The following is a 25,218-nucleotide window of genomic DNA, read 5'->3' as shown; positions in this document are numbered from 1 at the left end:
TCATCCCTGCGAAATCAGGTAAGCTTACGTCATAAAAATTGAATGAAGGCTTACCCATGAAGCAGATCCTGCTGGTGGAAGATGACCACGATATCGCGGCGCTTCTGCGACTCAACTTAGAAGACGAAGGCTACGCCATTACCCACGAGCCGGACGGGGGAAAGGCGTTACCGCTTCTGGAAAAACAGCCGTGGGACGCGGTGATCCTCGATCTGATGCTGCCTAACGTCGACGGTCTGGAGATTTGTCGCCGTATCCGCCAGATGACCCGCTACCTGCCGATAATCATCATTAGCGCCCGCAGCAGCGAAACCGATCGTATTACCGGCCTGGAAACCGGGGCGGATGACTACCTGGCAAAACCCTTCTCGGTGCAGGAGCTGATTGCCCGCATTAAGGCGCTGTTCCGCCGCCAGCAGGCGATGGGGCAGGCGCAGACGGACGGCATTATTCAGGCGCATGGCCTGACTATCGATCCGCTGGCGCGCGCCGTGCGCCTGCACGGTCAGCTCGTCGACCTCACTCCGCGCGAGTTTGAACTGCTCTATTTCTTTGCCCGCCATCCCGGAGAGGTCTTTTCGCGGCTGGCCCTGCTGGAGCAGGTGTGGGGCTATCAGCACGAAGGCTACGAACACACCGTTAACACCCACATCAATCGCCTGCGCATCAAAATTGAAAAAGATGCCGCCGAACCGGAGATCGTTCGCACCGTGTGGGGCAAAGGCTACAAATTTGCGGAGCTGAACCATGATGCGTCGCTTTAGCCTGAGCCAGCGCCTGACGCTGCTGTTTACGGCGTTATTGCTGCTCTGCGCTACCGTTGCCTGCGCGGTGCAGCTCTACAGCAGCATGCAGTACGGTAACGCGATGGTGCAGCGGCTCTCCGGCGGGCTGGCCCAGCAGATCGTCCAGCGGGAACCGATTCTGGATGCGCAGGGCAGGGTCGATCGGGGCGCCTTAAAGCCGCTGTTCGATAGGCTAATGACCTTTAACCCGAGCGTTGAGCTGTACGTCGTCTCGCCCGATGGCGACGTGCTGGCAGACGCCGCGCCGCCGGGCCACATCAAGCGGCAAAAAATTGACCTCGCTCCGATACAGAGCTTCCTGAGCGGGACGGTGATGCCGGTATTTGGCGACGATCCCCGCAGCCAGAACAGGAAGGTGTTCAGCGCCACGCCGCTGCGGCAGGACGGCGAGCTGAAGGGGTATCTGTACATTATTTTGCAGGGGGAGGAGTCCAACGCGCTGGCGGAGATGGCCTGGCATAAGGCGCTCTGGAGTACGGCGCTGTGGTCCATGCTGCTGGTGGCGCTGTTTGGCCTGCTGGCGGGGCTGCTGCTCTGGTACTGGGTAACGCGTCCGGTTAAACAGCTGACGAAGGACGTGGCCGGGCTTGAGCAGGACAGCATCAGCGCGATCGGGCGGCTGGCGGCCCAGCCGCTGGAGGCTGCTGGCCGGGATGAAGTGGCGATCCTGCGCAACAGCTTTATCGAGCTGGCGCGCAAAATCACCTCCCAGTGGGATCGGCTGGCGGACAGCGATCGCCAGCGCCGGGAGTTTATCGCCAATATTTCACACGATCTGCGCACGCCGCTGACCTCCCTGCTGGGCTATCTCGAAACTCTCTCGCTCAAATCCGCGACGCTGACGCCGAAGGAGCATCAGCAATATCTTGCCACCGCGCTGCGTCAGGGGCAAAAGGTGCGTCATCTCTCGCAGCAGCTGTTCGAACTGGCGCGTCTTGAGCACGGCGGCATCAGGCCCCAGCGCGAGCGTTTTGCGATGGCGGAGCTGATATCTGACGTCGCGCAGAAGTTTGAACTGGCCGCCCGCACGCGTGAGCTGAACCTGCATATTGATGTCCCCGGGCCGCTGCCGCTGGTGAACGCCGACGTGTCCATGATTGAACGGGTGGTCACCAACCTGCTGGATAACGCGATACGCCATACGCCAGCGGGGGGCGATATTCGGCTGGCGGTGTGGCAGGAGAACGATCGGCTGCAGGTTGAAGTGGCTGACAGCGGAACGGGCGTCGATGCGGCGCTGCGCGACGATCTGTTCCAGCGTCCTTCGGCGCTACAGCCGCAGGCGGCGCGGGAAAACCGGGGCGGGTTAGGGCTGTTAATCGTGAAAAGAATGCTGGAGCTGCACGGCGGAGGGATTAGGCTGATGGAGTCGGCGAGCGGGGCGCGGTTCAGATTCTTCGTGCCGCTGTGAGAAATTGCCGGGTGGCGCTGCGCTTACCCGGCCTACAGACCACCCCCGCAGGCCGGACCACCCGACAAAAAGAGGTTACTGCGGGAACCACTGCTCGCTGATTTTCTGGTACGTGCCGTCAGCTTTGATCGCCTTCAGCGCGCCGTTCAGTTTTTCCAGCAGCGCCTTGTTATCCGGACGAACCGCAATGCCCAGACCGGTGCCGAAATACTGCGGATCGGTCACTTTTTCCGTTGCCGTTCCCAGCTGCGGGTTGGTTTTCAGCCACTCGTTCACCACGGCGGTGTCGCCGAATACCCCGTCGATACGGCCATTTTTCAGGTCGATAATCGCGTTCTGGTAGCTGTCATAGGCCACGGTTTTCACTTCAGGATGTTTGTCCTGCAGGTACTTCTGGTGCGTGGTGCCGTTTTCCATGCCGATGCGTTTGCCCTTCAGCTCGTCGAAGGATTTATAAGCCCCTTTCTTCGCGATCACCACCGCCGAGTTGGCGTAGTACGGGTCGGTGAAGGCCACCTGCTTGCTGCGCTCTGGCGTGATGTCCATCCCGGAGATCACCGCGTCGTATTTTTTAAACTTCAGGGACGGGATCAGGCTGTCAAACGCGTGGTTAGTAAAGGTGCAGTCGGCCTGCATCTGCTTGCACAGCGCTTTCGCCAGGTCGATGTCGAAGCCGACGATCTGGTTGCTGGCATCCAGCGATTCAAACGGCGGATAGGTGGCAGAAACGCCGAAACTGATTTTATCTGCGGCTGATGCGCCAGCGGCGAAGGTAGCGAGTAGTGCGGCCAGAACTAACTTTTTCATTGTGATGCTCCCGTCTGTCTTGTCATTATGCGCCGTGTCTGCGGCATGGAGGTACAATGCCACTTAATGAATTTATATGCAATAAATATGATTAAATATTGATTGCTGAATAAAAAAAAGCGGACAACCCATCAGGTTATCCGCCTTTTAATATGTGGTTTATGCATCTGCCCGGTTAATTTCTGCGCTCAAACGCCAGCGCCTTACGCTCGATCAGGCGCATCATCAGCGTCAGCAGGCCGTTGACCACCAGATACACCAGGCCAGCCGCACCGAACACCATCACGTCGTAGGTACGCCCGTACAGCAGCTGCCCGTGGCCCATCACCTCCATCAGGGTGATGGTGTAGGCCAGCGAGGTGCTTTTGAACACCAGAACGACCTCGTTCGAATAAGAGGACAGCGCGCGCTTAAACGCGTAGGGCAGCAGGATCGCCAGCGTGTCCTTTTTGCTCATCCCCAGCGCACCGCAGGACTGCCACTGGCCTTCCGGAATGGCGCGGATCGCGCCGTAGAACAGCTGCGTGGTGTAGGCCGCGCTGTTCAGCGAGAGGGCAATCAGGGCGCACAGCCACGGCTCAGAGAGCAGGTGCCAGATAACCGGATAGTTCTGCAACGACGGGAACTGCCCCGGGCCGTAGTAAATCAGGAAGATCTGCACCAGCAGCGGCGTACCGGTAAACAGCGTAATGTAGCCACGGACAATCCACACCAGTACCGGCGTTTTCAGCGTCAGGACGATGGTGAAGAACAGCGCCAGGATCAGCGCCACGATGATGGACGCCACGGTCAGCGTCAGGCTGGTGTGCAGCCCTTTCATCAGTTCGGGTAAATAATCCAGCATCAGCCTGGCCTCCGTTCAAAACGCGTTGCACGCAGGTCGATGCGCTTGAGGATGTACTGACTCAGCAACGTGATCGCCAGGTAGATAGCCGCCGCCACAATGTACCAGGTAAACGGCTCCTGGGTGCGGGTAGCGATGCTTTTGGTTTGCAGCATCAAATCATTTACGCTTATCAGGCTCACCAGCGCGGTGTCTTTCAGCAGCACAAGCCACTGGTTCCCTAAACCCGGCAGGGCATGACGCCACATCTGCGGCATCACCAGGCGGAAGAAGATCGCCGCCTTCGACATGCCCAGCGCCTGGCCGGATTCCCACTGTCCCTGCGGTACCGCTTTCAGCGCGCCGCGCAGGGTCTGTGAGGCATAGGCCGAATAGAGCAGGGAGAGCGCAATCACGCCGCACAGGAACGGGCTGACGTCAAAGTTCTCAATCTGCATCTGCACCGGGATCTGCGCAAAGCCGAGATTAATGGTGAAGCCGTCCGACAGCGTTAACAGCAGCTGCGAGGAGCCGAAATAGATAAACAGGACCACCAGAATTTCCGGCAGCCCGCGCAGCACGGTCACCAGCGCTGAGCCGAGCCATGCGACGGGGCGCCACTTAACGGACTCCCACACCGCAAAGAACATCGCCAGCGCGAGGCCGATAATCAGTGCACAAACGGCAAGGCCGACGGTCATCCCGGCGGCGCTTGCTAAAGGAAAAATTTCATTCATCAGGAATTACTTCTGGAACCATTTTTTGTAGATGGTTTCGTAGGTGCCGTCTTTCTTCACTTTTTCCAGCGCAGCGTTGAATTTCTGCTGCAGCTCGGTGTTGCCCTGACGCACGGCAATACCCAGACCTGTACCGAAGTAGTCTTTATCGGTCACTTTGTCACCGACGGCGGCCAGCTTGTCGTTCGCTTTCAGCCATTCGGTTACCACAGCGGTATCCCCAAAGACGGCATCGATACGACCGTTTTGCAGATCCAGCTTCGCATTCTGGTAGCTGTCATACGGCACGGTAGTGATTTCCGGATGCTTATCCATGATGAATTTCTGGTGCGTGGTGCCGTTCTGTACGCCCACTTTCTTGCCTTTCAGCAGATCGACCGAGGCGTATTTACCTTTCTGACCGATAAACAGGGCAGAGTTGTCATAGTAAGGGGTAGTGAACAGAACCTGCTTTTCACGCTCCGGGGTGATGTCCATACCGGCCATCACGGCATCGATACGACGGAACTTCAGGCTTGGGATCAGGCTGTCGAACGCCTGGTTGCTGAAGGTACAGGTCGCGTCGATCTCTTTACACAGGGCATTTGCCAGGTCCACGTCGAAGCCAACGATCTTGTTGTTCGCATCAATGGATTCAAACGGAGGGTAGGACGCTTCGGTGGCGAAACGGATGGTCTGGGCTGCGGTAGCGGAAAGGCTGACGCTAGCAAGCAGCGCGGCAATCAATACTTTTTTCATTATAATTTCCCTAACACATCAGTGTGATAAGTAGTTTTTGAAGGCATCGGTTTGCGGGTTTGTGAAGCAGCTCGCATCACCTTGTTCAACGATATACCCGTTTTCCATGTAAACCACTCGGCTGGCGGTTTTGCGCGCCACTTCCACCTCGTGGGTCACGATGACCTGGGTAATGTTGGTTTCCGCCAGCTCACGAATGATGCTAACGATCTGGGCAGTAATTTCCGGATCCAGCGCCGCGGTTGGCTCGTCAAACAGCAGCACCGCCGGCTCCATCATCAGCGCGCGGGCAATGGCCACGCGCTGTTGCTGGCCGCCGGAAAGGTGCAGAGGATAGCGGTCGCTGTAGGGCTTAAGGCGCAGACGCTCCAGCAGCTTTTCGGCACGCGCCATCGCCTGGTCTTTGCTTAAACCGAGCACGCGGCACGGGGCTTCAATCAGGTTTTGCACCACCGTCAGGTGCGGCCAAAGGTTGTATTGCTGGAAAACCATGCCCACGTTTTGACGCAGTTCACGGATGGCTTTATCAGACGGCGTTTTCGCGAAGTCAAAATGGTTACCGGCGATGGCCAGCGTCCCCGAGCGGGGCATTTCAAGAAGATTAAGCACGCGCAGAAGGGAGCTTTTTCCCGCGCCGCTAGGGCCGAGCAAAACCAGCGTTTCGCCCTCCGGGCAGCTCAGCGTAATGTCGAACAGCGCCTGGTGTGCGCCGTAGAAGCAGTTAATGCCGTTTAGTTTAATACTCATCGGGGCAGTCTTTACTCATCCAGGCAATCTATAGCAATTGAGGCCGCAGATAGTACCGTTGACAGAATAGTTATGCAATATTTCTGCGTTAAAAGTTAAATATAACCCGTGTTTACTCTTAAACATAGCACAAAATAGCGAAGGGGAAGGGGGGCGAGAATAAATGTCGGCATTCCGCCTGAAATGCCGGACATTTTACGGGGTTAACGTTTATTTAACGATGAGTTAGCGGTTCTCAATCGACTGGCGAAGGGTGCCTGCCGGGGCGTGAACGCTGCCGCCAACGTAACGGACATCATCGACGGCCCAGCACTGGCCTTCGCGGATCATCAGCACTTCATCCTGCCAGGTCTGGGTGCCCTGCGTGAGCTTCACGCGCAGCGGAATGTTGCGCGCGTCGGTATTTGGGATCGTGGACGCGCTGGCAACCTCAGCGCTGTCCGGCAGCGTGGCGCGGCTGGAGAACGGATCGGATGAGAGCAGCGCGTTATGCTGCGGATCGCGGGAAGCGTCGTTAAGCAGCTTCGCCAGGCTGTCGCTCAGGTACGGGCGCAGGGCGGTGAGGTCATTGCCGCGGTGCTGAATGCGGTAATCATAGAATTGTTGCGCCACGGCGTCCGGGCCGCCCTCGATGCAGGGGCCGCTGCGGGTTCCGATATCCTTAAAGGCCGGCGTGACCGGAGTGGTGCAGGCGCTGAGCACCAGCGCGCATGGCACTAAAAGCGTTAAAGCAGAGTAGCGCATGTTGATTTCCTTATTTATTAACTATCCTTTCAATCATAGCGTAACGGACCGATAATGCTGTAGCTAACGCATTGAACGTTAAAGAAGGAGAGAAAGTATGCAGTTTTCAACAACCCCAACCCTGGAAGGACAGCAGATCGTCGAATACTGCGGCGTGGTCACCGGTGAGGCAATACTGGGTGCAAACATCTTCCGTGACTTCTTTGCCGGCATTCGCGACATCGTCGGCGGACGTTCCGGCGCGTACGAAAAAGAGCTGCGTAAAGCCCGCGACATCGCGTTTCAGGAGCTGGGCGAGCAGGCCAAAGCGCTGGGTGCGGATGCGGTGGTGGGCATTGATATTGACTACGAAACGGTCGGTAAAGATGCCAGCATGCTGATGGTGAGCGTAAGCGGCACGGCGGTAAAAACCCGCCGATGAAGCGTTCGCTCTTGCCCCTCCTGCTGGCCTTGCTGCTGGCAGGATGCGCCAAGGAAAAAGGCATCGTTGATAAAGGTGCTTACGAGCTGGATACGCGCCATCAGGCGCAGGCGGCATACCCGCGTATAAAGGTGCTGGTGATCCACTACACCGCGGACGATTTCGACACGTCGCTTGCGACCCTAACCGATAAAAACGTCAGCTCGCACTATCTTATCCCCGCCAGGCCCCCCGCCCCGGCGGGCAAACCGCGCATCTGGCAGCTGGTGCCGGAGAGCGAGCTGGCCTGGCATGCCGGCATCAGCTTCTGGCGCGGCACCAACCGTATAAATGATACGTCCGTCGGCATTGAGCTGGAAAACCGCGGCTGGCAGAAAAGCGACGGCGTCAAAACCTTCACGCCCTTTGAGCCGGCGCAAATCGCGGCGCTGATCCCTCTCGCCAGAGACATCATTGCCCGTTACGACATTAAGCCGCAGAACGTCGTGGCCCATGCCGACATTGCCCCGCAGCGTAAAGACGATCCTGGCCCGTTGTTCCCGTGGCGCGAGCTGGCAAGCCACGGCATCGGTGCCTGGCCCGATCCGGCGCGCGTGAATTTCTACCTCAACGGGCGGCCACGCTATCAGCCGGTGGATACCGCGGCGTTGCTCGATCTGCTGGCGCGCTACGGCTACGAGGTGCCTGAAAACAGCACGCCAGAGCAGCAGAAGCGCATCATTATGGTGTTCCAGATGCATTTCCGTCCCCAGCTATGGAACGGCACTGCAGATGTGGAAACGATGGCCATTGCCGAAGCGCTTTTAGAGAAATACGGGCAGGGGTGATCCTCAGGATTACCCCTGAAGGAGTACGTTTTCATGATTAATCATCGGATTAACCTTAAGTAAATTCTCAATTCATTTTAAGTTAATTGATTTAAAATCGCCCTCATTTAAGATGGATTCATCGATTCACAGCATGAATCAAATTAAAAAAACAGCTCTCGTTTGGTTTTTTTTGATTTTTAAAAGAATACAAAACTCATTTCGCGACAATATCTTTATTTGTCGAGCAATTACACATTCTAACATCTTAATTGGGTATAACAATGTTAAGTATTTTCGGTAAGAAAACACGTCCTCATGATGAAATGAACGCCATAGTTTTAGCAACGTCTGGATATGAAGAGAAAACGTTAAAAAAATGGCAAAAAATATCAACGGCTAATTCTGATAACATTCATATTATCATTAGCGGTGAAATTGAGTTCCGCCGCACCTCTGATGATTTATGCATGTTTACCCTGCAAGGGCAATGCATCTTCGGTCTCTCCGCTATTTTTTATAATTCAGCCCATATGCACGGCGTGGTACGCAGCAATACGGTTGTACGCACGATCAATAAAGAAGAATTTAACCGTTTAATGACTCAGCATGGGTTATGGCCTCAGTTAACCAAAGTATTGGCATGGTATATTTGCATGCTCAGCAAACGTGACGATGTTTTAGTGGCCCGCAGCGCTTATTCCGTCGTGCGTGAGTTCTTAATTGAAATTAATGAACTGATTGTCCAGCACCAGCGCGACATTAACATTTATGATTATATTCAGGAATACACCAACCTGGCGCGCAGCACCATCATTAAAATTCTCTCCGATCTCAAAAAAGGTCAATATATCGTGGTAGAGAAAGGACGGCTGCTTAGCCTGACGACCTTACCCGAAAAATACTAATCCCCTCCTGCGTCTCCTTTCATGTCGGAAGGAGACGCACCCTGCGTTTCATCAACCGGTGGCGCAGGCTCTTTTCCCTGCGAAATATCCTGCTGTTGTTCTTTCAGCGCCTGCATCAACATCGCTTTTAACGCCCCGTCATCGTCAGGGCCCGTGGCCTCCGCGTGAGCTTCGGTACCGGGTAAGGTATCGCGGGAGCTATCGTGCGCGGCGGGACTCTCCGGTAACGCCCCATCGGGAGCCTGCTGCCAGTCATTTTCATCATTGTTTAGCGGCATAGTCTCTAACGGCGGTAAATCCTGCTGCACTTTCACCGGCTGCGGCTCGGGGTGCGGGAACGGCTTCGTCACATAGATATAATGCATATCCGACAGGCCCGTTTCTGGCTTCGCGACGCTGGCTTTTTTAATCTCCGGTGCAGGGTGACGCAGGTTCCAGTACACGTGCGCGTAAAGCCCGGTGACGATCAGCGCGCACGCTCCCAGACACCAGAGCGCGAAGACGCTGACGATCTTACTGAACGAGGGCAGTCTCCAGGAAAACCAGACCGGTTGCCCGGTGGTATAGCTGCGCTGGGCAGCGAGACAGATAGTAGACATTATGCGTGCTTCTCTTGCGTGGTCGGGGTGGCCTGCGAGGTCTGAATCAGGACGCTCGGCGCAATGTGGGTTTCGCGCATCAGCTGCATCAGCGTGTCTTCGCCCGGAATACCGTCGACGTGAAGATGCATCTTCGCCTGGAAATCGCGGGTGCGCTTCATCAGCTCCGCCGTCCAGCGCCTGTCGTGCGTTTCGCTTTCGCCCAGCGCCAGGCTCAGCTGCCGATCAAGCCATTGCAGATCGTTACCGTCGCTGGCGGCGGTGATTTCATCTTTGCCGGACGGCGTCAGGCGGTGGAGGAGGGTGTACTCACCCGTGGCGTGCTGGTTATACCATGCACGGCTCACCTGCCAGGTCCGGTTGTTCATGAGCAGATCCAGCGACGTTTTTCCTGCCCGGGCGACCACCGCGTAGTTAATATGGTCGCCCGTTTTAAGTTCACTCACCCAGGGATACCCTACGGCTTCCAGCGTCGCCAGCGTGGCGGTGCCCTGCTTACACATCAGGTTCACTTTTGCCGCGTTCTGGCAAAGCGCATCCTCTGCGGAGGCGTCATATCCCCACATGGCGTACAGCTGATGCATGGCATCAGGCTGGTTAACCACCTCGTTCTCGATGACCGGCAGCGCCGGCGCCTCTGGCGTTTTGACCTGCTGTTTCCAGGCGGCGGGCACCGGGAGAGCAACCGGCAGTTTTGCCGTAATGGACGACGTCATCATCCAGCCGCAGGCGGCGAAGAGAACGGAGGCAAACAGCCCGACCGAGGCCAGCGTCTTGCCGCGCTTCGGTGCCGGGAGCACTTCACCGGTGGCCAGACGCAAATGACGCGGCCCGACGGTCGGTGCGCGCTCGGTCCACGCCGCCAGCATCGCCAGGTGCGCCAGCTGGTTCAGCTTGCAGACGTTGCCCTTAGTCAGGGTGTGGATCTTTTTCACGCGGGCGGGCGTCAGCGGTGATGTCTCTGCGCCGTGCTCTTCGCACTGATTCTGCACATAGCTCAGGTATTCGCGGCAGACCAGCCCGCGAAGGGTGTGGCAGGCCAGCACAAATTCCTGCAATGCGGAATTTTTTAGCGCCATTTCCACATCGCCGCTGCCCATCAGGACGATGGAGAGACGCACCTCCAGCTCCTGGGCGCGCGTGAGCAGCATGCCCAGCACGTCATACCCGCTGGCTTTCATCGCCTGCGCGTGGGTAATCACCAGCACCTTACGGGACGACTTTGCCTCTCGCCACTGGCGAATAATGGCGTCGACCGCCTGGCGTTTATGCTTCTCCTGTGCCGAAGGGTTGAGCTTGAACAGCAGGCTGCTGGCGCTCAGCTTTGGAAACGCATTAACGGAAATGACGGCGTTGCTGCTGGCCTTCAGCGCATCGCTGAACTGCCCCAGCAGCTCATTGTCGTGGTAAAAGAGCCCGGTGATCCCTGCCTGCTGGCTTTTTTCTTTCAGGAGATTGAACACGTCCTGATGATAAGGCACGAGAAAATCACCCGACCTGCGGGTAATTTTTCTGAACGGAGGGGTGGTGAATTTAAAATGGCTCTGATACATAGCGACTGACCGTCTCTTCTCTTTAATAGCAATGGACGGAAAGTAAGGTAATGTCTTCCCCTGGTCAATTTAACGCCAGAGTAAAAATAACCTGCTACCAGCCTCTAACACTCGTCTTTTTTCCGGTCAATCATTTTCTTCATTAAAGTTGATGGCGAAGCAACTGGTTGCTCGTTAGCAGGCTTACTATTATTTGCCCACTACGTCATGCAGCGCATCGCTGCTTATTTCTGCTTTGCTAAAGGCCAGATAAATAATGAGGAACGCATTCCTTTCCAGGCTAATGACGCCCTGCATCATGCTCGTTATGCTGATTTTTTGCAGCCAGCAGGGTTACGTCGTTTATAAAGAATATAAGAAGGTCACGAATAAGCTAGCGAAAGCTGAACAGTCTCCGCTCCAAAAACGTGACGTTCAGAAACCCTTCGGGCTTTTCACCGCAGCGGTGCGTCAACGCGAGATGCCCGCCGCCGCAAAAGCCCCGCTTTCCGCCGAAATCGAGGGCATCATCAGCAGCGATGAGTCCTGGCTGTCGTTTGCCGTTATCAAGACGCCTGCAGGCCAGCAGAGCTATCGGGAAGGGGAGCCGCTGGTTGGCTTTGATAACGCCTATGTCGATGAAATAAATAAAGATAATGTGGTGGTGAAGTACGAGGGGGTAGAGCAGAAGCTGGCCCTTAAGCAACCGCCATATTTTAAGGGGGGCGCAGAGAGCGGCCCGGTAACGAAATCGAAAAAAGACGCGGGCGCGGACAGCCTGCATCTCGATGATTATCTGGTGTTAAAGCCGTTAATCGATAAGGGCCAGCTGGAGGGCTTTAATATTAATCCACGGAATGCGTCTCCTTTTTACAGCAGTACAGGGCTGGAACGGGGCGACGTGGTGGTGAAAATCAATGACGTCGATATGACGAAAGAAGCGCAGGCGAAAAATATTATCGCCAACTGGTCGAAAATGAAAGAAGCGGAGGTCGTCGTCAGACGGCACGCTCACCTTGAAAATATTCGGGTTAATGTTCTAAACAATTAACAAGTGTAAATCATGAAGAAATTTCCTTGGGCGTGCGTGGCGCTGACCGCATTGTCGTTATATTCCAGTTCGCTGCTCGCAGCTAACTTTAGCGCCAGTTTTAAAAATACCGATATCCGCGAATTTATCGATACGGTAAGTCGCAATCTGAATAAAACGATTCTGGTCGACCCGTCCGTTCAGGGCACCGTCTCGGTCAGAACCTACAACGTGCTGACGGAAGAGGAATATTATCAGTTCTTCCTGAGCGTGCTGGATCTCTATGGCCTGTCGGTTATTCCGATGGATAACGGCATGGTCAAAGTGGTGCGTTCAAGCGTGGCGCGGACCGCCGGCGTTCCGGTGGCCGACAGTAAAAACCCGGGCAAAGGGGATGAGATCATCACCCGCGTGGTGCGCATGGAGAATGTCCCCGTGCGCGAGCTGGCGCCGCTGCTGCGCCAGCTGAACGATGCCTCGGGGATCGGGAACGTGGTCCACTTTGAACCCTCTAACGTGCTGCTGTTAACCGGTAAAGCCTCGGTGGTGAACCGGCTGGTAGATCTGGTTGAGCGCGTGGATCGTTCCGGCATGCAGCGTCGCGAAATTGTGCCTCTGCGCTATGCCTCCGCCAAAGAGCTTTCCGATATGCTGAACAACCTCAACAACGAGGAGCAGAAGGGGCAGAACGCGCCGCAGCTGGCGACCAAAGTGGTGGCCGATGATGAAACCAACAGCCTGGTGATCAGCGGTACCGAAGACGCGCGCGCGCGTACCCGCTCGCTGATTGGCCAGCTCGATCGCGAGCAGAATAACGAGGGTAATACCCGCGTCTTCTACCTGAAGTACGCCAACGCCACGAAGGTGGTGCCGGTGCTGACCGGTATTGGCGAGCAGCTGAAGGACAAAGCCGGTACGCCGAAAAGCAAAACCGCAACCACCAGCAGCGAGCTGAACATCACCGCCGATGAGTCCACCAACTCCCTGGTGATCACCGCCCAGCCAAACGTCATGAACTCGCTGGAGAAGGTGATCGACAAGCTGGATATTCGCCGTCCGCAGGTGCTGGTGGAAGCCATCATCGCCGAAGTACAGGACGGTAACGGCATGGATTTAGGCGTGCAGTGGACCGGCAAGCACGGCGGCGTGCAGTTCGGCTCTACCGGTCTGCCCATTAGCCAGATCAAAAACGGCACGATGAAAGGGGCTTCCTTTACCGGCCTGGCGACCGGCTTCTTTAACGGTGACTATGGCGCGCTGCTGACCGCGCTCTCCACCAGCGGCAAGAACGATATTCTCTCCACGCCAAGCGTGGTGACGCTGGATAACAAAGAGGCGTCGTTCAACGTGGGTCAGGACGTGCCGGTACTATCGGGTTCCCAGACCACCAGCGGCGACAACGTCTTTAACTCGGTTGAGCGTAAAACCGTCGGTACCAAGCTGAAGATTGTTCCGCAGATCAACGACGGGGACATGATCCACCTCAAGATCGAGCAGGAAGTCTCCAGCGTTGACGCCAGCGCCACCGAAGACGCCAGCCTGGGCCCAACCTTCAACACCCGCACCATCAATAACGAAGTGATGGTCCACAGCGGCCAGACGGTGGTGCTGGGCGGACTGATGGAAAACGTCAGCAAACAGAACGTGTCGAAAGTGCCGCTGCTGGGCGATCTGCCGCTGGTGGGACAGCTGTTCCGCTATACCTCGGAGGATACCTCGAAGCGCAACCTGATGGTGTTTATCCATACCACCGTGCTGCGCGATGACGACAACTACAGCGCGGCGACGAAGGAGAAATATGACCAGATCCGAGCGCGCCAGCGGCAGCGCCTGGAGGAGAAAAAGCTCGGCATCGTTGAGAATACCGATAACGCCGTCCTGCCTGCCTATCCAAAGCAGGATCATTCTCAGCCGGCAGGCGTTAGCGCGTCTGCCACCGCCCGCAACCCCTTCAAAGAGTAAGGGGAGGTGACGCGTGGATGAACTGACGAAACAGCTCTGCACCAGCGGCTATGCGAAAGACAACGGTATCCTTTACTGGAACGACGCGGTCTATATTCGCGAGGACGTGCCCGCGTTTGCCCTGCTGGAGATGCGCCGGGTGCTGGGGCGCACGTTTGACCCCCAGACCCTGAGCGCGGAAGCGTTTGACGAGATGCTGGCCAAAATCTGGCAGCAGAACAGCGGCGTTTCGCAGCAGCTGGTGGACGATATGGATGCCGATATCGATCTGATGGCGTTAACCGAGGAGATCCCCGACAACGAAGATCTGCTGGATAACGACGAAAACTCGCCGGTGATCCGCCTGATCAACGCCATTCTCGGCGAAGCGGTAAAAGACGGGGCGTCGGATATACACATCGAAACCTTCGAGCGCACGCTCAGCATTCGCTTTCGCGTTGACGGCGTGCTGCGCCCGGTGCTGCAGCCCGCGCGGAAGCTGGCGCCGCTGCTGGTGTCGCGTATCAAGGTTATGTCAAAGCTGGACATCGCGGAGAAACGTCTGCCGCAGGATGGCCGTATCTCGCTGCGCATCGGCCGCAAGGCCATCGACGTGCGCGTGTCGACCATTCCGTCCCAGTACGGCGAGCGCGTCGTTATGCGCCTGCTCGATAAGAGCAACCTGAAGCCGGACATCAACAAGCTCGGGCTTATCGATGAAGAGCTGGAAAAACTGAAAGGGCTGATCGGCCGCCCGCACGGCATTATCCTCGTCACCGGGCCGACAGGCTCCGGTAAAAGTACCACCCTGTACGCCATTCTGTCGGCGCTCAACGGGCATGAACGCAACATCCTGACCGTTGAAGATCCGATTGAATACGAGCTGGAAGGGGTGGGGCAGACGCAGGTCAACCCGCGCGTGGACATGACCTTTGCCCGCGGCCTGCGCGCCATTTTGCGTCAGGATCCGGACGTGGTGATGATCGGGGAAATTCGTGACGGCGAAACCGCGCAAATCGCGGTGCAGGCGTCGCTTACCGGTCACCTGGTCATGTCTACGCTGCACACCAACAGTGCGGCGGGGGCCATCACCCGCCTGCGGGATATGGGCCTCGAGTCCTTTTTGATCGGTTCGTCGCTACTCGGCGTCATTGCCCAGCGTCTGGTGCGTCGGCTGTGTCCGCACTGCCGTACCACCAGTCCGCTGGATGACAATGAAAAAGCGCTGTTTAGCTTTATGGATAAGCCGCCGAAGGCCATCTACCGCGCCGCTGGCTGCGAGCACTGCCGCCAGAGCGGGTATCAGGGGCGCGCGGGCATTCACGAGTTTCTGGTGGTCGACAGCGCCATGCGCCGCGCCATTCACGAAGACAAAGATGAAATGTCCATTGAGACCGAGCTTTTCAGGCAGGCCTACAGCCTGCGCGAAAACGGGCTGCTGAAGGTTATCAGCGGCATCACGTCGCTCGAAGAGGTGATGCGCGTGACCGCCGAGCGTGGGGGCGATGAATAATGGCTTTTTACGCGTGGACCGCCACCGATGCCGCGGGGAAAACCCGGCGCGGCACGCTGCAGGCGGAAGGGCCAAAGCAGGTGCGCCAGTCGCTGCGCGAGCAGAAGCTGATGCCGCTCACCATCACCGAAACCCGTGAAACGTCGACGGCCGGAAAAGCGAAAACCGGAGTTAAGCTCTCCACGCCGGTGCTGTCGATGTTTACCCGCCAGCTGTCGACGCTGGTTAACGCGTCGCTGCCGCTGGAAAGCGCCCTGAAGGCCATTTCAAAGCAGACGGAAGACAAAAAGCTGGCGGCGATGGTGACGGAGATCCGCGAGAAGGTGGTGGAGGGCCATACGCTCTTTGACGCCTTCAGCCAGTTCCCGCGCACCTTCGACAAGCTGTACTGCACGCTGGTGATGGCCGGGGAAAAAACCGGCCACCTCGGCGATGTGCTGGAGAAGCTGGCGGAATACAACGAGCAGCGTCAGAAGATGAAAAGCAAGCTGACGCAGGCGATGGTTTATCCGATCACCCTGACGGTGGTTGCCGTGGCGGTGATCTCCATCCTGCTGGTGGCCGTAGTGCCGCAGGTGATCGAGCAGTTTGTGCATATGAAACAGCAGCTGCCGATCACCACCCGCACGCTGATTGCGGTGAGTGATTTCCTGCAGGCGTACGGGATTTACATCGCGGGTGGCCTGTTTGCCGCAATCGTGGGCTTTAAGGCGTGGGTAAAGAAGGCGGCGAATCGCTTTCGCTGGCACAGCTGGCTGGTGAGTGGCTCGCCGATCAAAAAGCTGGTCTGCGCCATCAACAGCGCGCGCTATATCCGCACGCTCAGCATCCTCCAGGCCAGCAGCGTGCCGCTGCTGGAGGGCATGTATATCGCAATGGACGGTATCGAGAACCTCCATGCCCGGCAGGTGCTGGAGCAGGCGGCGGATACCGTGCGCCAGGGGGCATCGCTGTATAACGCCCTGGATCAGGCAAAGCTCTTTCCGCCGACCATGCTGTACATGATTGCCTCCGGCGAAGAGAGCGGGGAATTAGGTTCATTAATGGATCGCGCCGCGGAAAATCAGGAATCGGCATTACAGCATCGAATTACGTTAACGCTGTCGGTATTTGAACCGGCGCTGGTGGTGACAATGGCGACGGTAGTTTTATTTATCGTACTGTCAATATTACAGCCGCTTCTTCAGCTCAATAATATGGTGGGTTAAATATGGCTTTAAAACGAAACAGCCTGAAAGGTCAGGCCGGGTTTACGCTGCTCGAATTAATGGTGGTCATCGTTATTCTTGGGGTGCTCGCCAGTATGGTGGTGCCAAACTTGATGGGGAATAAAGAAAAAGCCGATGCCCAGAAAGCGACCAGCGATATTGTGGCGCTGGAAGGCTCTCTGGATATGTACAAGCTGGATAACCACCGCTACCCCACGACGGAGCAGGGTTTGCAGGCGCTGGTCACTAAACCCGACATCGCGCCCATCCCGAAAAACTACCGTGACGATGGCTATATTCGCCGCCTGCCGGAAGATCCGTGGGGCAATGATTATATTCTGGTTAGCCCTGGTGAACACGGTGCGGTGGATGTTTTCTCCGCAGGCCCGGACGCAGAGGCGAATACGGCTGATGATATTACCAACTGGTCTTTAGATAAAAAAGAGAAGTAATGAATAAGCAACGTGGGTTTACTTTGCTGGAAATTATTCTGGCGCTGGTGATATTTGCCTCCTGCGCCATGATGGTGGTGTCAACTATTCCATCGCGCAGCGGCGCGGATATTTTCGGTCAGCAGCTTAAAGCCCTCGTTGAATATGGTTCAGACCGTGCGGTGATGGACGGCAATATCGTCGGGCTGGTGCTCACCACCTCAGAATATCAGCTGGTGACCTGGGCCGGAAAAGAGGGCGAGCGCCGCTGGGAGCCCTTAACCGCCGGGCGCATCATCACCCACGGCCAGTTCCCGGAAGAGATGCACGTCTCGCTGTCACCGCAGCGCATGGCCGCGACAACGGACGCGACGCCGCAGATTGTCTTTTTGCCGGACGGGGAGATTAGCCGCTTCACGCTTTCTCTGCAGAGCTTCGATAAAAAGCAGCGCTTTCGCGTGGTGTCGCAGGGGGCTTCTCCTGTTTCGGTAGAGAACGATGGCTAAACGCAAAGAACGGGGGATGACCCTGCTGGAGGTGATGGTCGCCCTGGTCATCTTCTCCACCGCCGCGCTGGCGCTGATGAATTCCGTCTCGCTGAACGTGCGCTTCACTCACGGCCTGGGCGATACGCTCCAGGCCAGCTGGGTGGCGGAAAACCAGCTGGCGGAAGCCCGGCTAAGCAATACGCCGTTCCCGGACGCGATGCAGACCGGCACGGAGACGATGGGCGGCAGAAGCTGGACCTGGCGCAGTCAGCGGGTCAGGACTGCGGAAAATCGCTTTGCCGACGACGTGCAGGTGTATGCCGAGGGTGAGGAAGATAAGCCGGTAATTACCCTGCAGGTGACAGAACCCGGAGAGGTAAATGAGTAAGCACGTTCAGCGTCAGCAGGGCTTTACGCTGCTGGAGATCATGATTGCGCTGACCATCTTCGCGGTCATCAGCACCCTGGCGTGGCAGATCCTCGACGGGGCCATGCGCACGTCGAACGCAACCGACGTAGCGGCCACCCGGTTAAACCAGCTTCAGCGCGCCTATAACCTGCTGGAGCGTGATTTCTTTCAGCTTCAGGCGCGTGCCCCGCGCAACGAGCCTGAGGTTTTCGTGCAGCGTGACGACGCGCTGGAGCTGACCACGCTGAACGGCGTGAGCGGCCAGGTCCAGCTTGAGCGCGTGCGCTGGCGGCTTAAGGACAAAAAGCTGTGGCGGGACATCTGGCCGGTCATCGATGCTCCTGAGGAGGCGAAGCCGGAAGAGGTGCCGATCCTCAGCGACGTCAAAGAGGCGTCGTGGCGCTTCTGGAAGGCGAGCTGGCTGGACAAATGGACCGATACGGCGCATCAGCCGGACGGCGTGGAGCTGCTGCTGACCATGGAGAATGGCGATACCTGGCGCTGGGTCTTTACCACGCCGGGTGACGTGCCGGACGCGCCAGCCGCGCCGGATGCGCCAAAAGAACCAGCGCCTGCGACGCCTGCCGATGCGGCGACGCCAGCACAGCCGCAGCCGGTAACCGCCCCGTCAGGAGAGAAAAAATGAGCGGAAAATCGGTTCGAAAACAGCGCGGCGTCGCGCTGCTGGTGGTGCTAATTTTGCTGGTCATGATGTCGGCGCTGGCCGCCAAAATCAGCCAGCAGTTCTGCCGCAACCTTCAGAAAACCCGTTATCAGGTAAGCCAGCAGCAGCTGCGCTGGTCCATTCAGAGCCAGCAAAAAGCGATTGAAGATCGGCTCCAGACCTACGCCAGCGGCGAGAGCAAGGGGCTGTCGCCGAAGGGCGAATGGGCAGAGCCGGTTGAAACCGAAGGCGAAAACTTCACCGTGGTGAGCCAGATTGCGGACGCCCAGACCTGCTTTAACGTGAACAATTTACTGGCCGCCGATCCGACGCCCGCCGCCCAGACGGCGGGGGCGCTGCCGGAAAAGCCGGTGAAAGAGCGCATCGTCGAGCAGCTGCTGGCCGACAGCGGCATTTCCGCCGGGGACGCAGAGGAGATTTACCAGCAGCTGCTGGACTATCTCGATGGTGATACAACCACGGCCAAAGAGGGGCTGGAGGCGGACGCCTGGGCCGGCGTTGAGCCTGCCCGGCAGCCCGCGAACCAGATGATGCGCACCGCGGGAGAGCTAAAGCTGCTGCCCGCGTTTCCGGCGTCGGCATACGGCAGGGTCAGTAAGGTGCTGTGCGCGTTACCCGACAGCGCCAGCAAGGTGGATGTCAATACGCTCACGGAAGAACAGGCGCCGCTGCTGTCGGCGCTGTTTGTCGGCTCGCTCAGCGTTGATGAAGCCACGCGGCTGCTTGCCTCCCGCCCGGAAGAGGGCTGGGAGTCGATGGAGGCGTTTCTGAAAGAGCTGGAGACGAACTATCCGCAGACCAAAGACGCCCTCAGGCAGGTGCAGGCGTTTCTGGCGGTGAACAGTAATTATTTCCGGGTCAACAGCACCGGCAATACCGATGATTTAACGCTGCGCGTCGTCAGCCAGCTTCATGTTGATAATGAAGCCGGGAAGGTGATTACCTGGCAACGTCGCTACCGAATGGTTGAATAACACAAGACGAACTCTATGAAACAGGTGCTTTTTATTCGTCCCGACACGCGCGAGGACGGGAACATAATGTGGTGCGAGTCCGGTAGCGAGCACGTGGAACAGCTGCGGGGGCTGGCGTCCCTGGCGGATCTCGCGGAAAACGCGCTGGCCGCCAGGGTGTGCCTGCTGCTGCCCGCCAGCGAGATGATCTTTCGTCACTTCACGCTGCCCAAAAAAGGCGGCGCCGAATTTTCCTGGCTGGCGGAAGAGACGCTGATCGGCGACGTGGACAACCTTCACTGGACGGTGCTGAACAGGAAAGGACGGGAAGTGGACGCCGTCGCGATTGATGCCGACCGCCTCCGTTACTGGCTTAACCGCTGCGCTGACGCCGGGCTGACGGTGGTGCAGGTACTGCCGGATGCGTTCCTGCTCCCGGTAAAGGACGGCGGCACTACGCTGGTCTCAACCGATGACGGTTACTGGATGCGTTACTCGCCGTCTGGCGCCTGTGAAACCGACGCCGGGCTGCTGCCGCTGCTCTTAAGCCAGCAGGGCGCGGGCGTGCGCGTCTGCTACGGCGATGCGCCTGCGGGCGTGCAGGTGGATGAAAAGCTGGCCTGGCAGCACCCGCTGGTGCTGATCCAGCCGCAGTGGAAAAGCTGCCGGGCGAACCTGCTGCACGGTGAATTCTTAGCCGGCGGAACGCATGGCGGTTTCCGTTATCCGAAATCGGCTGTCGCCGCCGTGGCGGTACTGAGCCTGGGGCTGCTGCTTGGCCCCCGCATCGGCATGGCCTGGATGCTGGCCCATCAGGAAAACCTGGCCCGCCAGCAGATGGTTGAACTGGCGCAGCACTATTTTCCAACCCTGCGCCAGAAGACCAACCTTAAGTACCACTTCGGACAGAACATTAAGAAAGAGAAAAAAGGCGTCTTTCTTCAGCTGGACGCGCTGGAGCAGATCAAAGCCTCTCTCCCTTCGGTTGAACTGAGTGAAGTCGGCTATGACGACACGCAGAATCAGCTGACGCTGAACATTAGCGCCACGGATCCCGCTGCGTTACAGGCGTTCGTCAACAAGGCCAGTGATACCTTCGACTTTACGCTGCAGCCGGTTTCCAGTGAGGCGCCCTATACTGCCATCATCACAGGGAAATATAAATGAAAGAGAAAATAGGACAATTAAAGGCCCGCTACCGGAACTATAGCCCGCGCGAGCGAAAACTGTTTGCAGCGTGCGGGGCGGCGCTTTGCTGCGCCATTATCTGGTACGGGGTGATGACGCCTCTGGATAATATTATTAAAAATGAACGCAGCACGCTGCAGAAACAAAAGCAGACCCTGAACTGGATGCGTGCAGAAATTAATAAAAACCATCTTCAGGCGAAAGTGGTAAAAACCGGTAATCCCCGCAGCGTGGTGGAAGAAAGCGCGAAAGAGATCCACATTAGCCTGAGCAATATTCAGCAGGACGGCCAGTCTATGACGTTTAATATCGACAGGATTAACGTGTATGAACTGAAAAACTGGCTCAGGGAAGTGAATTTAACCTCCGGCGTACGTCTGGAAAAAATGGATCTTGTCCCGGTGGATCATCTCAGCGACGTGAAGGCACAGATTAAACTGTCCTGGGCGAAAGTGGCATGAACCCGCTGATGCTGCTTCAGACTGGCAATCTGCCCGCGCTGTGCCTGATGAGCGGCGCGCTGGGGAGCATTATCGGCAGCTTTTTAGGGGTAGTGGCAGAGCGTATTCCTCCGCTTGTAAAAGAAGAGGAGGGGGCGGGTAACCTGCTTTTTCCGGCGTCTCACTGCCCGGCGTGTTCGCATCGCCTCTCGTGGTGGGAGAATATTCCTGTTCTGAGCTGGTGCGCCCTGCGCGGCCGGTGCCGCTGCTGTAAAGCGGCGATACCGGTGCGGCTGTTGTTTCTTGAGCTGTCGAGCGCGCTCTTTTTTGCCCTGACGGCGGCATTTGCGCCGTCGCTGGCGGGCCTGCTAGCGCTGTGGGTGCTGTGGTGCGGCCTGCTGCCGCTCGCCACCATCGATGCAAAACATCTGCTTCTGCCGGACTGTCTGACCCAGCCGCTGCTCTGGGCTGGCCTGCTGTATCACGCGTTTTGCCATACGCTGCCCCTGACGGATGCCGTGTATGGCGCGGTGGCGGGTTACCTGTCCCTGTGGCTGCTCTACTGGGGATTTCGCCTGACGACGGGCCGCGAAGGATTAGGCTACGGCGACTTCAAGCTGCTGGCTGCGCTGGGCGCATGGTGCGGCTGGCAGGCATTGCCCTCACTGTTACTCGCCGCGGCGTTAAGCGGTATTGCGCTGTATTGTCTTTTTTATAAATCCGTTAATAAACAGAATATCCTCCCATTCGGCCCGATGCTGTCACTGGCGGGATTGGTTATTTTTATTCTACAGACGCTGCAATTCACATTCTGATTTAACTGGTCAAGTTTTTTTTAAAGTTTTTTCGGCAAGGGAATGAAAGGACTTATATGGATTCCCGGCGTATTGTTATAAGCACAAGCTGTAAGGATTATCGCTCATGTCTATTTTATGGAGGATATTATTAGAATAATTAAAAATGACTCTTGGTTTTAGTTAAATAATATATTTAGTACTCGCCCATGCGATATGGAAAGCATGGTTGTTTTAATTTTCGCAAATAATATTATCAGGAATTAATAATGAAATTTATGAAGCCTACTTATCTGGCGCTCTTTGTAGCAGCCGTTTCCGGCTCTGCATTCGCCGCAGCGCCGGGTACGCCTTCAATCAGCAGCGGTAACGACAAATTTGCTATCGTTGAAGTGGATCAGGCGGTAGTGGACTACGGTAACCTCGTTAAGGTGCATAACGACGGCGTCGACGTTAAGGTTGAGTGGAACGTCTGGAGCGGCGACGCGCCTACCTCCGGTAAAGTGCTGCTGGACGGCAAAACCGTATGGTCCGGTGCTGCCGGCGCGTCCGGATCCGCCACCTTTAAGGTGAAAAAAGGCGGTCGCTACCAGGAGCAGGTTGAGCTCTGTAACAACAGCGGCTGTACCAAAAGCGCAAGCAAGCTGATCATCGTGGCCGATACCGACGGTAGCCACCTCCTGCCGCTGAATACCCCGCTGCAGGAAAACAACAAAACCTTCGCAAAACATACCGATAAAGTGGTTGCCGCTTACTTCCCTGAATGGGGCGTATATGGCCGTAACTTCCCGGTGGATAAAATCCCTGCGTCTAACCTGAACCATATCCTCTACGGCTTCATTCCAATCTGCGGCGGCGACGGCATTAACGACGGTCTGAAAACCGTTGAAAACGGCAACAGCTTCGCCAACCTGCAAAAAGCCTGCGCGGGCCGCCCTGACTACACCGTGGCTATTCATGACCCGTGGGCTGCGCTGCAGAAGCCACAGTCCGGCGTGTCTAACTGGGACGACCCGTACAAAGGCAACTTCGGCCAGCTGATGGCGCTGAAAAAAGCCCATCCTGACCTGAAGATCCTGCCATCCATCGGCGGCTGGACCATGTCCGATCCGTTCCACCACATGAACGATACCGCCATCCGCGCACGTTTCGTCTCCTCTGTTAAAGACTTCCTGAAAACCTGGAAATTCTTCGACGGCGTGGATATCGACTGGGAATTCCCGGGCGGCGGCGGCGTGAATGAATCGCTGGGCAACCCGCAGGTGGATAAAGCAACCTACACCGCGCTGATGCACGATCTGCGCACCATGCTGAACGACCTGTCCGCTGAAACCGGCCGTACCTATGAGCTGACCAGCGCCATCGGCGCGGGTAAAGATAAGATCGAAGACGTGGACTACACCACGGCGCAGCAGTACCTCGATCACATCTTCCTGATGAGCTACGACTTCTACGGCGCGTGGAGCATGACCGATCTGGGTCATCAGGCCGCGCTGCGTGCGCCAGCATGGCGTCCGGAGACTAACTACACCACCGAAAATGGCGTTAACGCGCTGCTGGAGCAGGGCGTACAGCCAGGCAAAATCGTGGTGGGTGCAGGCATGTACGGTCGCGGCTGGACTGGCGTTCACGGCTATACCGGCAACAACCCGTTCACCGGTACCGCGACTGGCGGCGTGAAAGGCACCTGGGAGCCGGGCGTTGTTGACTATCGCCAGATTGTAAACGAGTACAAGGGCAAGCCAGGCTGGGAATACGGCTACGACGCAGACGCTGAAGCGCCATACGTATTCAACAAATCCACCGGCGAGCTGATCTCTTATGAAGATGCCCGTTCCACAACGGCTAAAGGCAAGTACGTTCTGGCGAAAAACCTGGGCGGCCTGTTCGCGTGGTCTATCGACTCCGATAACGGCGACATCCTGAACGCGATGAACGAAAGCCTGCTGGGCAGCTCCACGCCAGATCCGGTGGTGACCAACCATGCGCCGGTTGCTTCCGCAGCGGATCAAACCGTGACCGGTCCTGCTTCCGTGACCCTGGATGGCTCAGCGTCAACCGATCCTGATGGCGATGCGCTGACCTACAAATGGACCCAGATCTCTGGTCCGAGCGTTAGCCTGACCAACAGCACCAAAGCGAAAGCGACCTTCTCCGTAGGCGCTGTGACCAGCAACCAGACCCTGGCATTCCGTCTGACCGTGACCGATGCGAAAGGCCTGAGCAGCACCGCTGACGTGCAGGTTCTGAACAAAGCGCCGAAGGCCAACCAGGCGCCGGTCGTTAACCAGATGCAGAACGTAACTCTGGAAGCCGGTCAGACGTTTGCCCTGAACGTGCAGGCGGCGGATCCGGACGGTGATGCACTGACCTACGCGTGGAGCGTTCCGTCTGATATGCACGCAACCGGTACTGATACCTCCAGCGTACAGATCACCGCGCCGGACGTAACGACTGACTCTACCTACACCCTGAGCGTTGTCGTAAGCGACGGCAAAACCAGCGTACAGTCTAACGTGCAGGTTACCGTAACGCCGAAAGCTACCCCGGTTGTGCCTGATGAAGACAATACCCCGTCTGACGAAGGCAACACCCCATCTGACGAAGATAACACGCCGTCTGATGAAGGGACTGCAACCGGCAGCTGCGATAACCCGGCTGACGCCAACGCCAGCAAATACGCGGCATGGGAATCCAGCAAAATCTACAACAACGGCGACATGGTCAGCTCCGATAATCTGGTATGGAAAGCGAAGTACTGGACTCAGGGCAACAAGCCTGGCTTTAACGCCGACGCATGGGAACTGGTCAGCCAGGTGAAAATGAACTGGCGCTCCGACATGGTCTACAACGGTGGTGACAAGACAACCTATGAAGGTTTCGAGTACCGCGCGAAATGGTGGACCAAGGGTGACAAACCAGGCAACAGCGATGTATGGGTGAAAGAAGGCGCGTCAGCTGACTGCAAATAATCTTCTGAGCCTGAAATTGTGGGTGTGATATCAGCCCACAATCACTGACCACACCCCGCTTCGGGTGTGGTCAGTAAATTCAAAAAA

The 25,218-nt window shown here is 57.0% G+C and carries 26 protein-coding genes; 18 read left to right on the top strand and 8 right to left on the bottom strand.

The annotated features are described in order from the left end of the window. Nucleotides 1–56: 56 nt before the first annotated feature. Complete coding sequence (locus tag MOQ06_RS20880; protein ID WP_242174664.1) at nucleotides 57–764, top strand: response regulator transcription factor; 708 nt, start codon at nucleotides 57–59, stop codon at nucleotides 762–764. Continuing rightward, nucleotides 748–2,217 (top strand): ATP-binding protein, encoded by a 1,470-nt coding sequence (locus MOQ06_RS20875; protein ID WP_242174663.1) that lies wholly within the window; start codon nucleotides 748–750, stop codon nucleotides 2,215–2,217. Before MOQ06_RS20880 ends, MOQ06_RS20875 begins: the two co-directional genes overlap by 17 nt. Nucleotides 2,218–2,292: 75 nt before the next feature. Here the strand turns inward: MOQ06_RS20875 and artJ are convergent, their stop codons facing one another. From artJ to MOQ06_RS20845, 6 genes are all read right to left on the bottom strand, one after another. After that, on the bottom strand, nucleotides 2,293–3,024 hold the full coding sequence (gene artJ, locus MOQ06_RS20870) for an arginine ABC transporter substrate-binding protein ArtJ (RefSeq protein ID WP_148418718.1): 732 nt from the start codon (nucleotides 3,022–3,024) through the stop codon (nucleotides 2,293–2,295). 175 nt (nucleotides 3,025–3,199) lie between these two features. Continuing rightward, nucleotides 3,200–3,868, bottom strand: a complete 669-nt coding sequence (gene artM / locus MOQ06_RS20865; RefSeq protein ID WP_176610776.1) for an arginine ABC transporter permease ArtM — start codon at nucleotides 3,866–3,868, stop codon at nucleotides 3,200–3,202. Further along, complete coding sequence (artQ, locus tag MOQ06_RS20860) at nucleotides 3,868–4,584, bottom strand: arginine ABC transporter permease ArtQ (protein ID WP_176610775.1); 717 nt, start codon at nucleotides 4,582–4,584, stop codon at nucleotides 3,868–3,870. The genes artM and artQ overlap by 1 nt, the downstream gene beginning before the upstream one ends. A 6-nt stretch (nucleotides 4,585–4,590) precedes the next feature. Beyond that, a complete protein-coding gene (gene artI, locus MOQ06_RS20855) occupies nucleotides 4,591–5,322 on the bottom strand; it encodes an arginine ABC transporter substrate-binding protein ArtI (RefSeq protein WP_006174322.1) in 732 nt (243 codons plus the stop codon). An 18-nt stretch (nucleotides 5,323–5,340) separates the two neighbouring features. Then, nucleotides 5,341–6,069: an arginine ABC transporter ATP-binding protein ArtP gene (gene artP / locus MOQ06_RS20850; protein ID WP_006809439.1), complete on the bottom strand. Its 729-nt coding sequence runs from the start codon at nucleotides 6,067–6,069 to the stop codon at nucleotides 5,341–5,343. A 225-nt stretch (nucleotides 6,070–6,294) separates the two neighbouring features. Further along, nucleotides 6,295–6,813 carry a lipoprotein gene (locus tag MOQ06_RS20845; RefSeq protein WP_148418722.1) on the bottom strand — a complete coding sequence of 173 codons (519 nt, stop codon included), beginning with the start codon at nucleotides 6,811–6,813 and terminating at the stop codon, nucleotides 6,295–6,297. 97 nt (nucleotides 6,814–6,910) lie between these two features. Here MOQ06_RS20845 and MOQ06_RS20840 point away from each other — a divergent pair, with 97 nt between their 5' ends. The 3 genes from MOQ06_RS20840 (at nucleotide 6,911) to MOQ06_RS20830 (ending at nucleotide 8,948) form a co-directional block, all read left to right on the top strand. Further along, the gene (locus MOQ06_RS20840; RefSeq protein WP_148418723.1) at nucleotides 6,911–7,234 is read left to right on the top strand and encodes a heavy metal-binding domain-containing protein; all 324 of its coding nucleotides are present in this window, start codon (nucleotides 6,911–6,913) and stop codon (nucleotides 7,232–7,234) included. Then, the gene (locus tag MOQ06_RS20835) at nucleotides 7,231–8,061 is read left to right on the top strand and encodes an N-acetylmuramoyl-L-alanine amidase (protein ID WP_242174662.1); all 831 of its coding nucleotides are present in this window, start codon (nucleotides 7,231–7,233) and stop codon (nucleotides 8,059–8,061) included. The genes MOQ06_RS20840 and MOQ06_RS20835 overlap by 4 nt, the downstream gene beginning before the upstream one ends. A 263-nt stretch (nucleotides 8,062–8,324) precedes the next feature. Beyond that, nucleotides 8,325–8,948, top strand: coding sequence for a helix-turn-helix domain-containing protein (locus tag MOQ06_RS20830; RefSeq protein ID WP_242174661.1), 624 nt, complete (start codon nucleotides 8,325–8,327; stop codon nucleotides 8,946–8,948). Here the strand turns inward: MOQ06_RS20830 and MOQ06_RS20825 are convergent. Both MOQ06_RS20825 and MOQ06_RS20820 read right to left on the bottom strand, forming a co-directional pair. Beyond that, a complete protein-coding gene (locus MOQ06_RS20825; RefSeq protein ID WP_242174660.1) occupies nucleotides 8,945–9,547 on the bottom strand; it encodes a hypothetical protein in 603 nt (200 codons plus the stop codon). The two genes, MOQ06_RS20830 and MOQ06_RS20825, sit on opposite strands and share 4 nt — an antisense overlap. Beyond that, nucleotides 9,547–11,100 (bottom strand): ExeA family protein, encoded by a 1,554-nt coding sequence (locus tag MOQ06_RS20820; protein WP_242174657.1) that lies wholly within the window; start codon nucleotides 11,098–11,100, stop codon nucleotides 9,547–9,549. Before MOQ06_RS20820 ends, MOQ06_RS20825 begins: the two co-directional genes overlap by 1 nt. Nucleotides 11,101–11,398: 298 nt before the next feature. On the opposite strand from MOQ06_RS20820, the gene gspC reads away from it, so the two are divergent. The 13 genes from gspC (at nucleotide 11,399) to MOQ06_RS20755 (ending at nucleotide 25,131) form a co-directional block, all read left to right on the top strand. Beyond that, nucleotides 11,399–12,130 (top strand): type II secretion system protein GspC, encoded by a 732-nt coding sequence (gspC, locus tag MOQ06_RS20815; protein ID WP_242174654.1) that lies wholly within the window; start codon nucleotides 11,399–11,401, stop codon nucleotides 12,128–12,130. Between the two features lie 12 nt (nucleotides 12,131–12,142). Further along, nucleotides 12,143–14,071: a type II secretion system secretin GspD gene (gspD, locus tag MOQ06_RS20810; RefSeq protein ID WP_242174652.1), complete on the top strand. Its 1,929-nt coding sequence runs from the start codon at nucleotides 12,143–12,145 to the stop codon at nucleotides 14,069–14,071. Between the two features lie 13 nt (nucleotides 14,072–14,084). Beyond that, nucleotides 14,085–15,563 (top strand): type II secretion system ATPase GspE, encoded by a 1,479-nt coding sequence (gene gspE, locus MOQ06_RS20805; protein ID WP_148418730.1) that lies wholly within the window; start codon nucleotides 14,085–14,087, stop codon nucleotides 15,561–15,563. Next, nucleotides 15,563–16,771: a type II secretion system inner membrane protein GspF gene (gspF, locus tag MOQ06_RS20800; RefSeq protein WP_242174650.1), complete on the top strand. Its 1,209-nt coding sequence runs from the start codon at nucleotides 15,563–15,565 to the stop codon at nucleotides 16,769–16,771. Before gspE ends, gspF begins: the two co-directional genes overlap by 1 nt. Before the next feature lie 2 nt (nucleotides 16,772–16,773). Continuing rightward, on the top strand, nucleotides 16,774–17,223 hold the full coding sequence (gspG, locus tag MOQ06_RS20795) for a type II secretion system major pseudopilin GspG (protein WP_148418732.1): 450 nt from the start codon (nucleotides 16,774–16,776) through the stop codon (nucleotides 17,221–17,223). Beyond that, nucleotides 17,223–17,708: a type II secretion system minor pseudopilin GspH gene (gene gspH, locus MOQ06_RS20790; RefSeq protein ID WP_148418733.1), complete on the top strand. Its 486-nt coding sequence runs from the start codon at nucleotides 17,223–17,225 to the stop codon at nucleotides 17,706–17,708. Before gspG ends, gspH begins: the two co-directional genes overlap by 1 nt. Continuing rightward, a complete protein-coding gene (gene gspI / locus MOQ06_RS20785) occupies nucleotides 17,701–18,078 on the top strand; it encodes a type II secretion system minor pseudopilin GspI (protein WP_242174649.1) in 378 nt (125 codons plus the stop codon). Before gspH ends, gspI begins: the two co-directional genes overlap by 8 nt. Continuing rightward, a complete protein-coding gene (gspJ, locus tag MOQ06_RS20780; RefSeq protein WP_148418735.1) occupies nucleotides 18,071–18,745 on the top strand; it encodes a type II secretion system minor pseudopilin GspJ in 675 nt (224 codons plus the stop codon). The genes gspI and gspJ overlap by 8 nt, the downstream gene beginning before the upstream one ends. Next, nucleotides 18,742–19,758, top strand: a complete 1,017-nt coding sequence (gene gspK / locus MOQ06_RS20775) for a type II secretion system minor pseudopilin GspK (RefSeq protein ID WP_242174648.1) — start codon at nucleotides 18,742–18,744, stop codon at nucleotides 19,756–19,758. Before gspJ ends, gspK begins: the two co-directional genes overlap by 4 nt. A gap of 15 nt (nucleotides 19,759–19,773) precedes the next feature. After that, nucleotides 19,774–20,904: a type II secretion system protein GspL gene (gene gspL, locus MOQ06_RS20770; protein ID WP_148418737.1), complete on the top strand. Its 1,131-nt coding sequence runs from the start codon at nucleotides 19,774–19,776 to the stop codon at nucleotides 20,902–20,904. Beyond that, entirely contained in the window at nucleotides 20,901–21,386 is a 486-nt protein-coding gene (locus MOQ06_RS20765; RefSeq protein ID WP_193356557.1) for a type II secretion system protein M, read from the top strand. The genes gspL and MOQ06_RS20765 overlap by 4 nt, the downstream gene beginning before the upstream one ends. Further along, complete coding sequence (locus tag MOQ06_RS20760; protein WP_277932329.1) at nucleotides 21,383–22,180, top strand: A24 family peptidase; 798 nt, start codon at nucleotides 21,383–21,385, stop codon at nucleotides 22,178–22,180. The genes MOQ06_RS20765 and MOQ06_RS20760 overlap by 4 nt, the downstream gene beginning before the upstream one ends. A 248-nt stretch (nucleotides 22,181–22,428) precedes the next feature. After that, complete coding sequence (locus MOQ06_RS20755; protein WP_242174646.1) at nucleotides 22,429–25,131, top strand: glycosyl hydrolase family 18 protein; 2,703 nt, start codon at nucleotides 22,429–22,431, stop codon at nucleotides 25,129–25,131. The last annotated feature ends 87 nt before the right edge of the window (nucleotides 25,132–25,218 follow it).

The organism is Enterobacter sp. I4 (assembly GCF_022669095.1).
In the GTDB taxonomy this organism is placed as follows: Bacteria; Pseudomonadota; Gammaproteobacteria; order Enterobacterales; family Enterobacteriaceae; genus Enterobacter; species Enterobacter pasteurii.
This window is presented reverse-complemented; position numbering and strand designations above follow the sequence as displayed.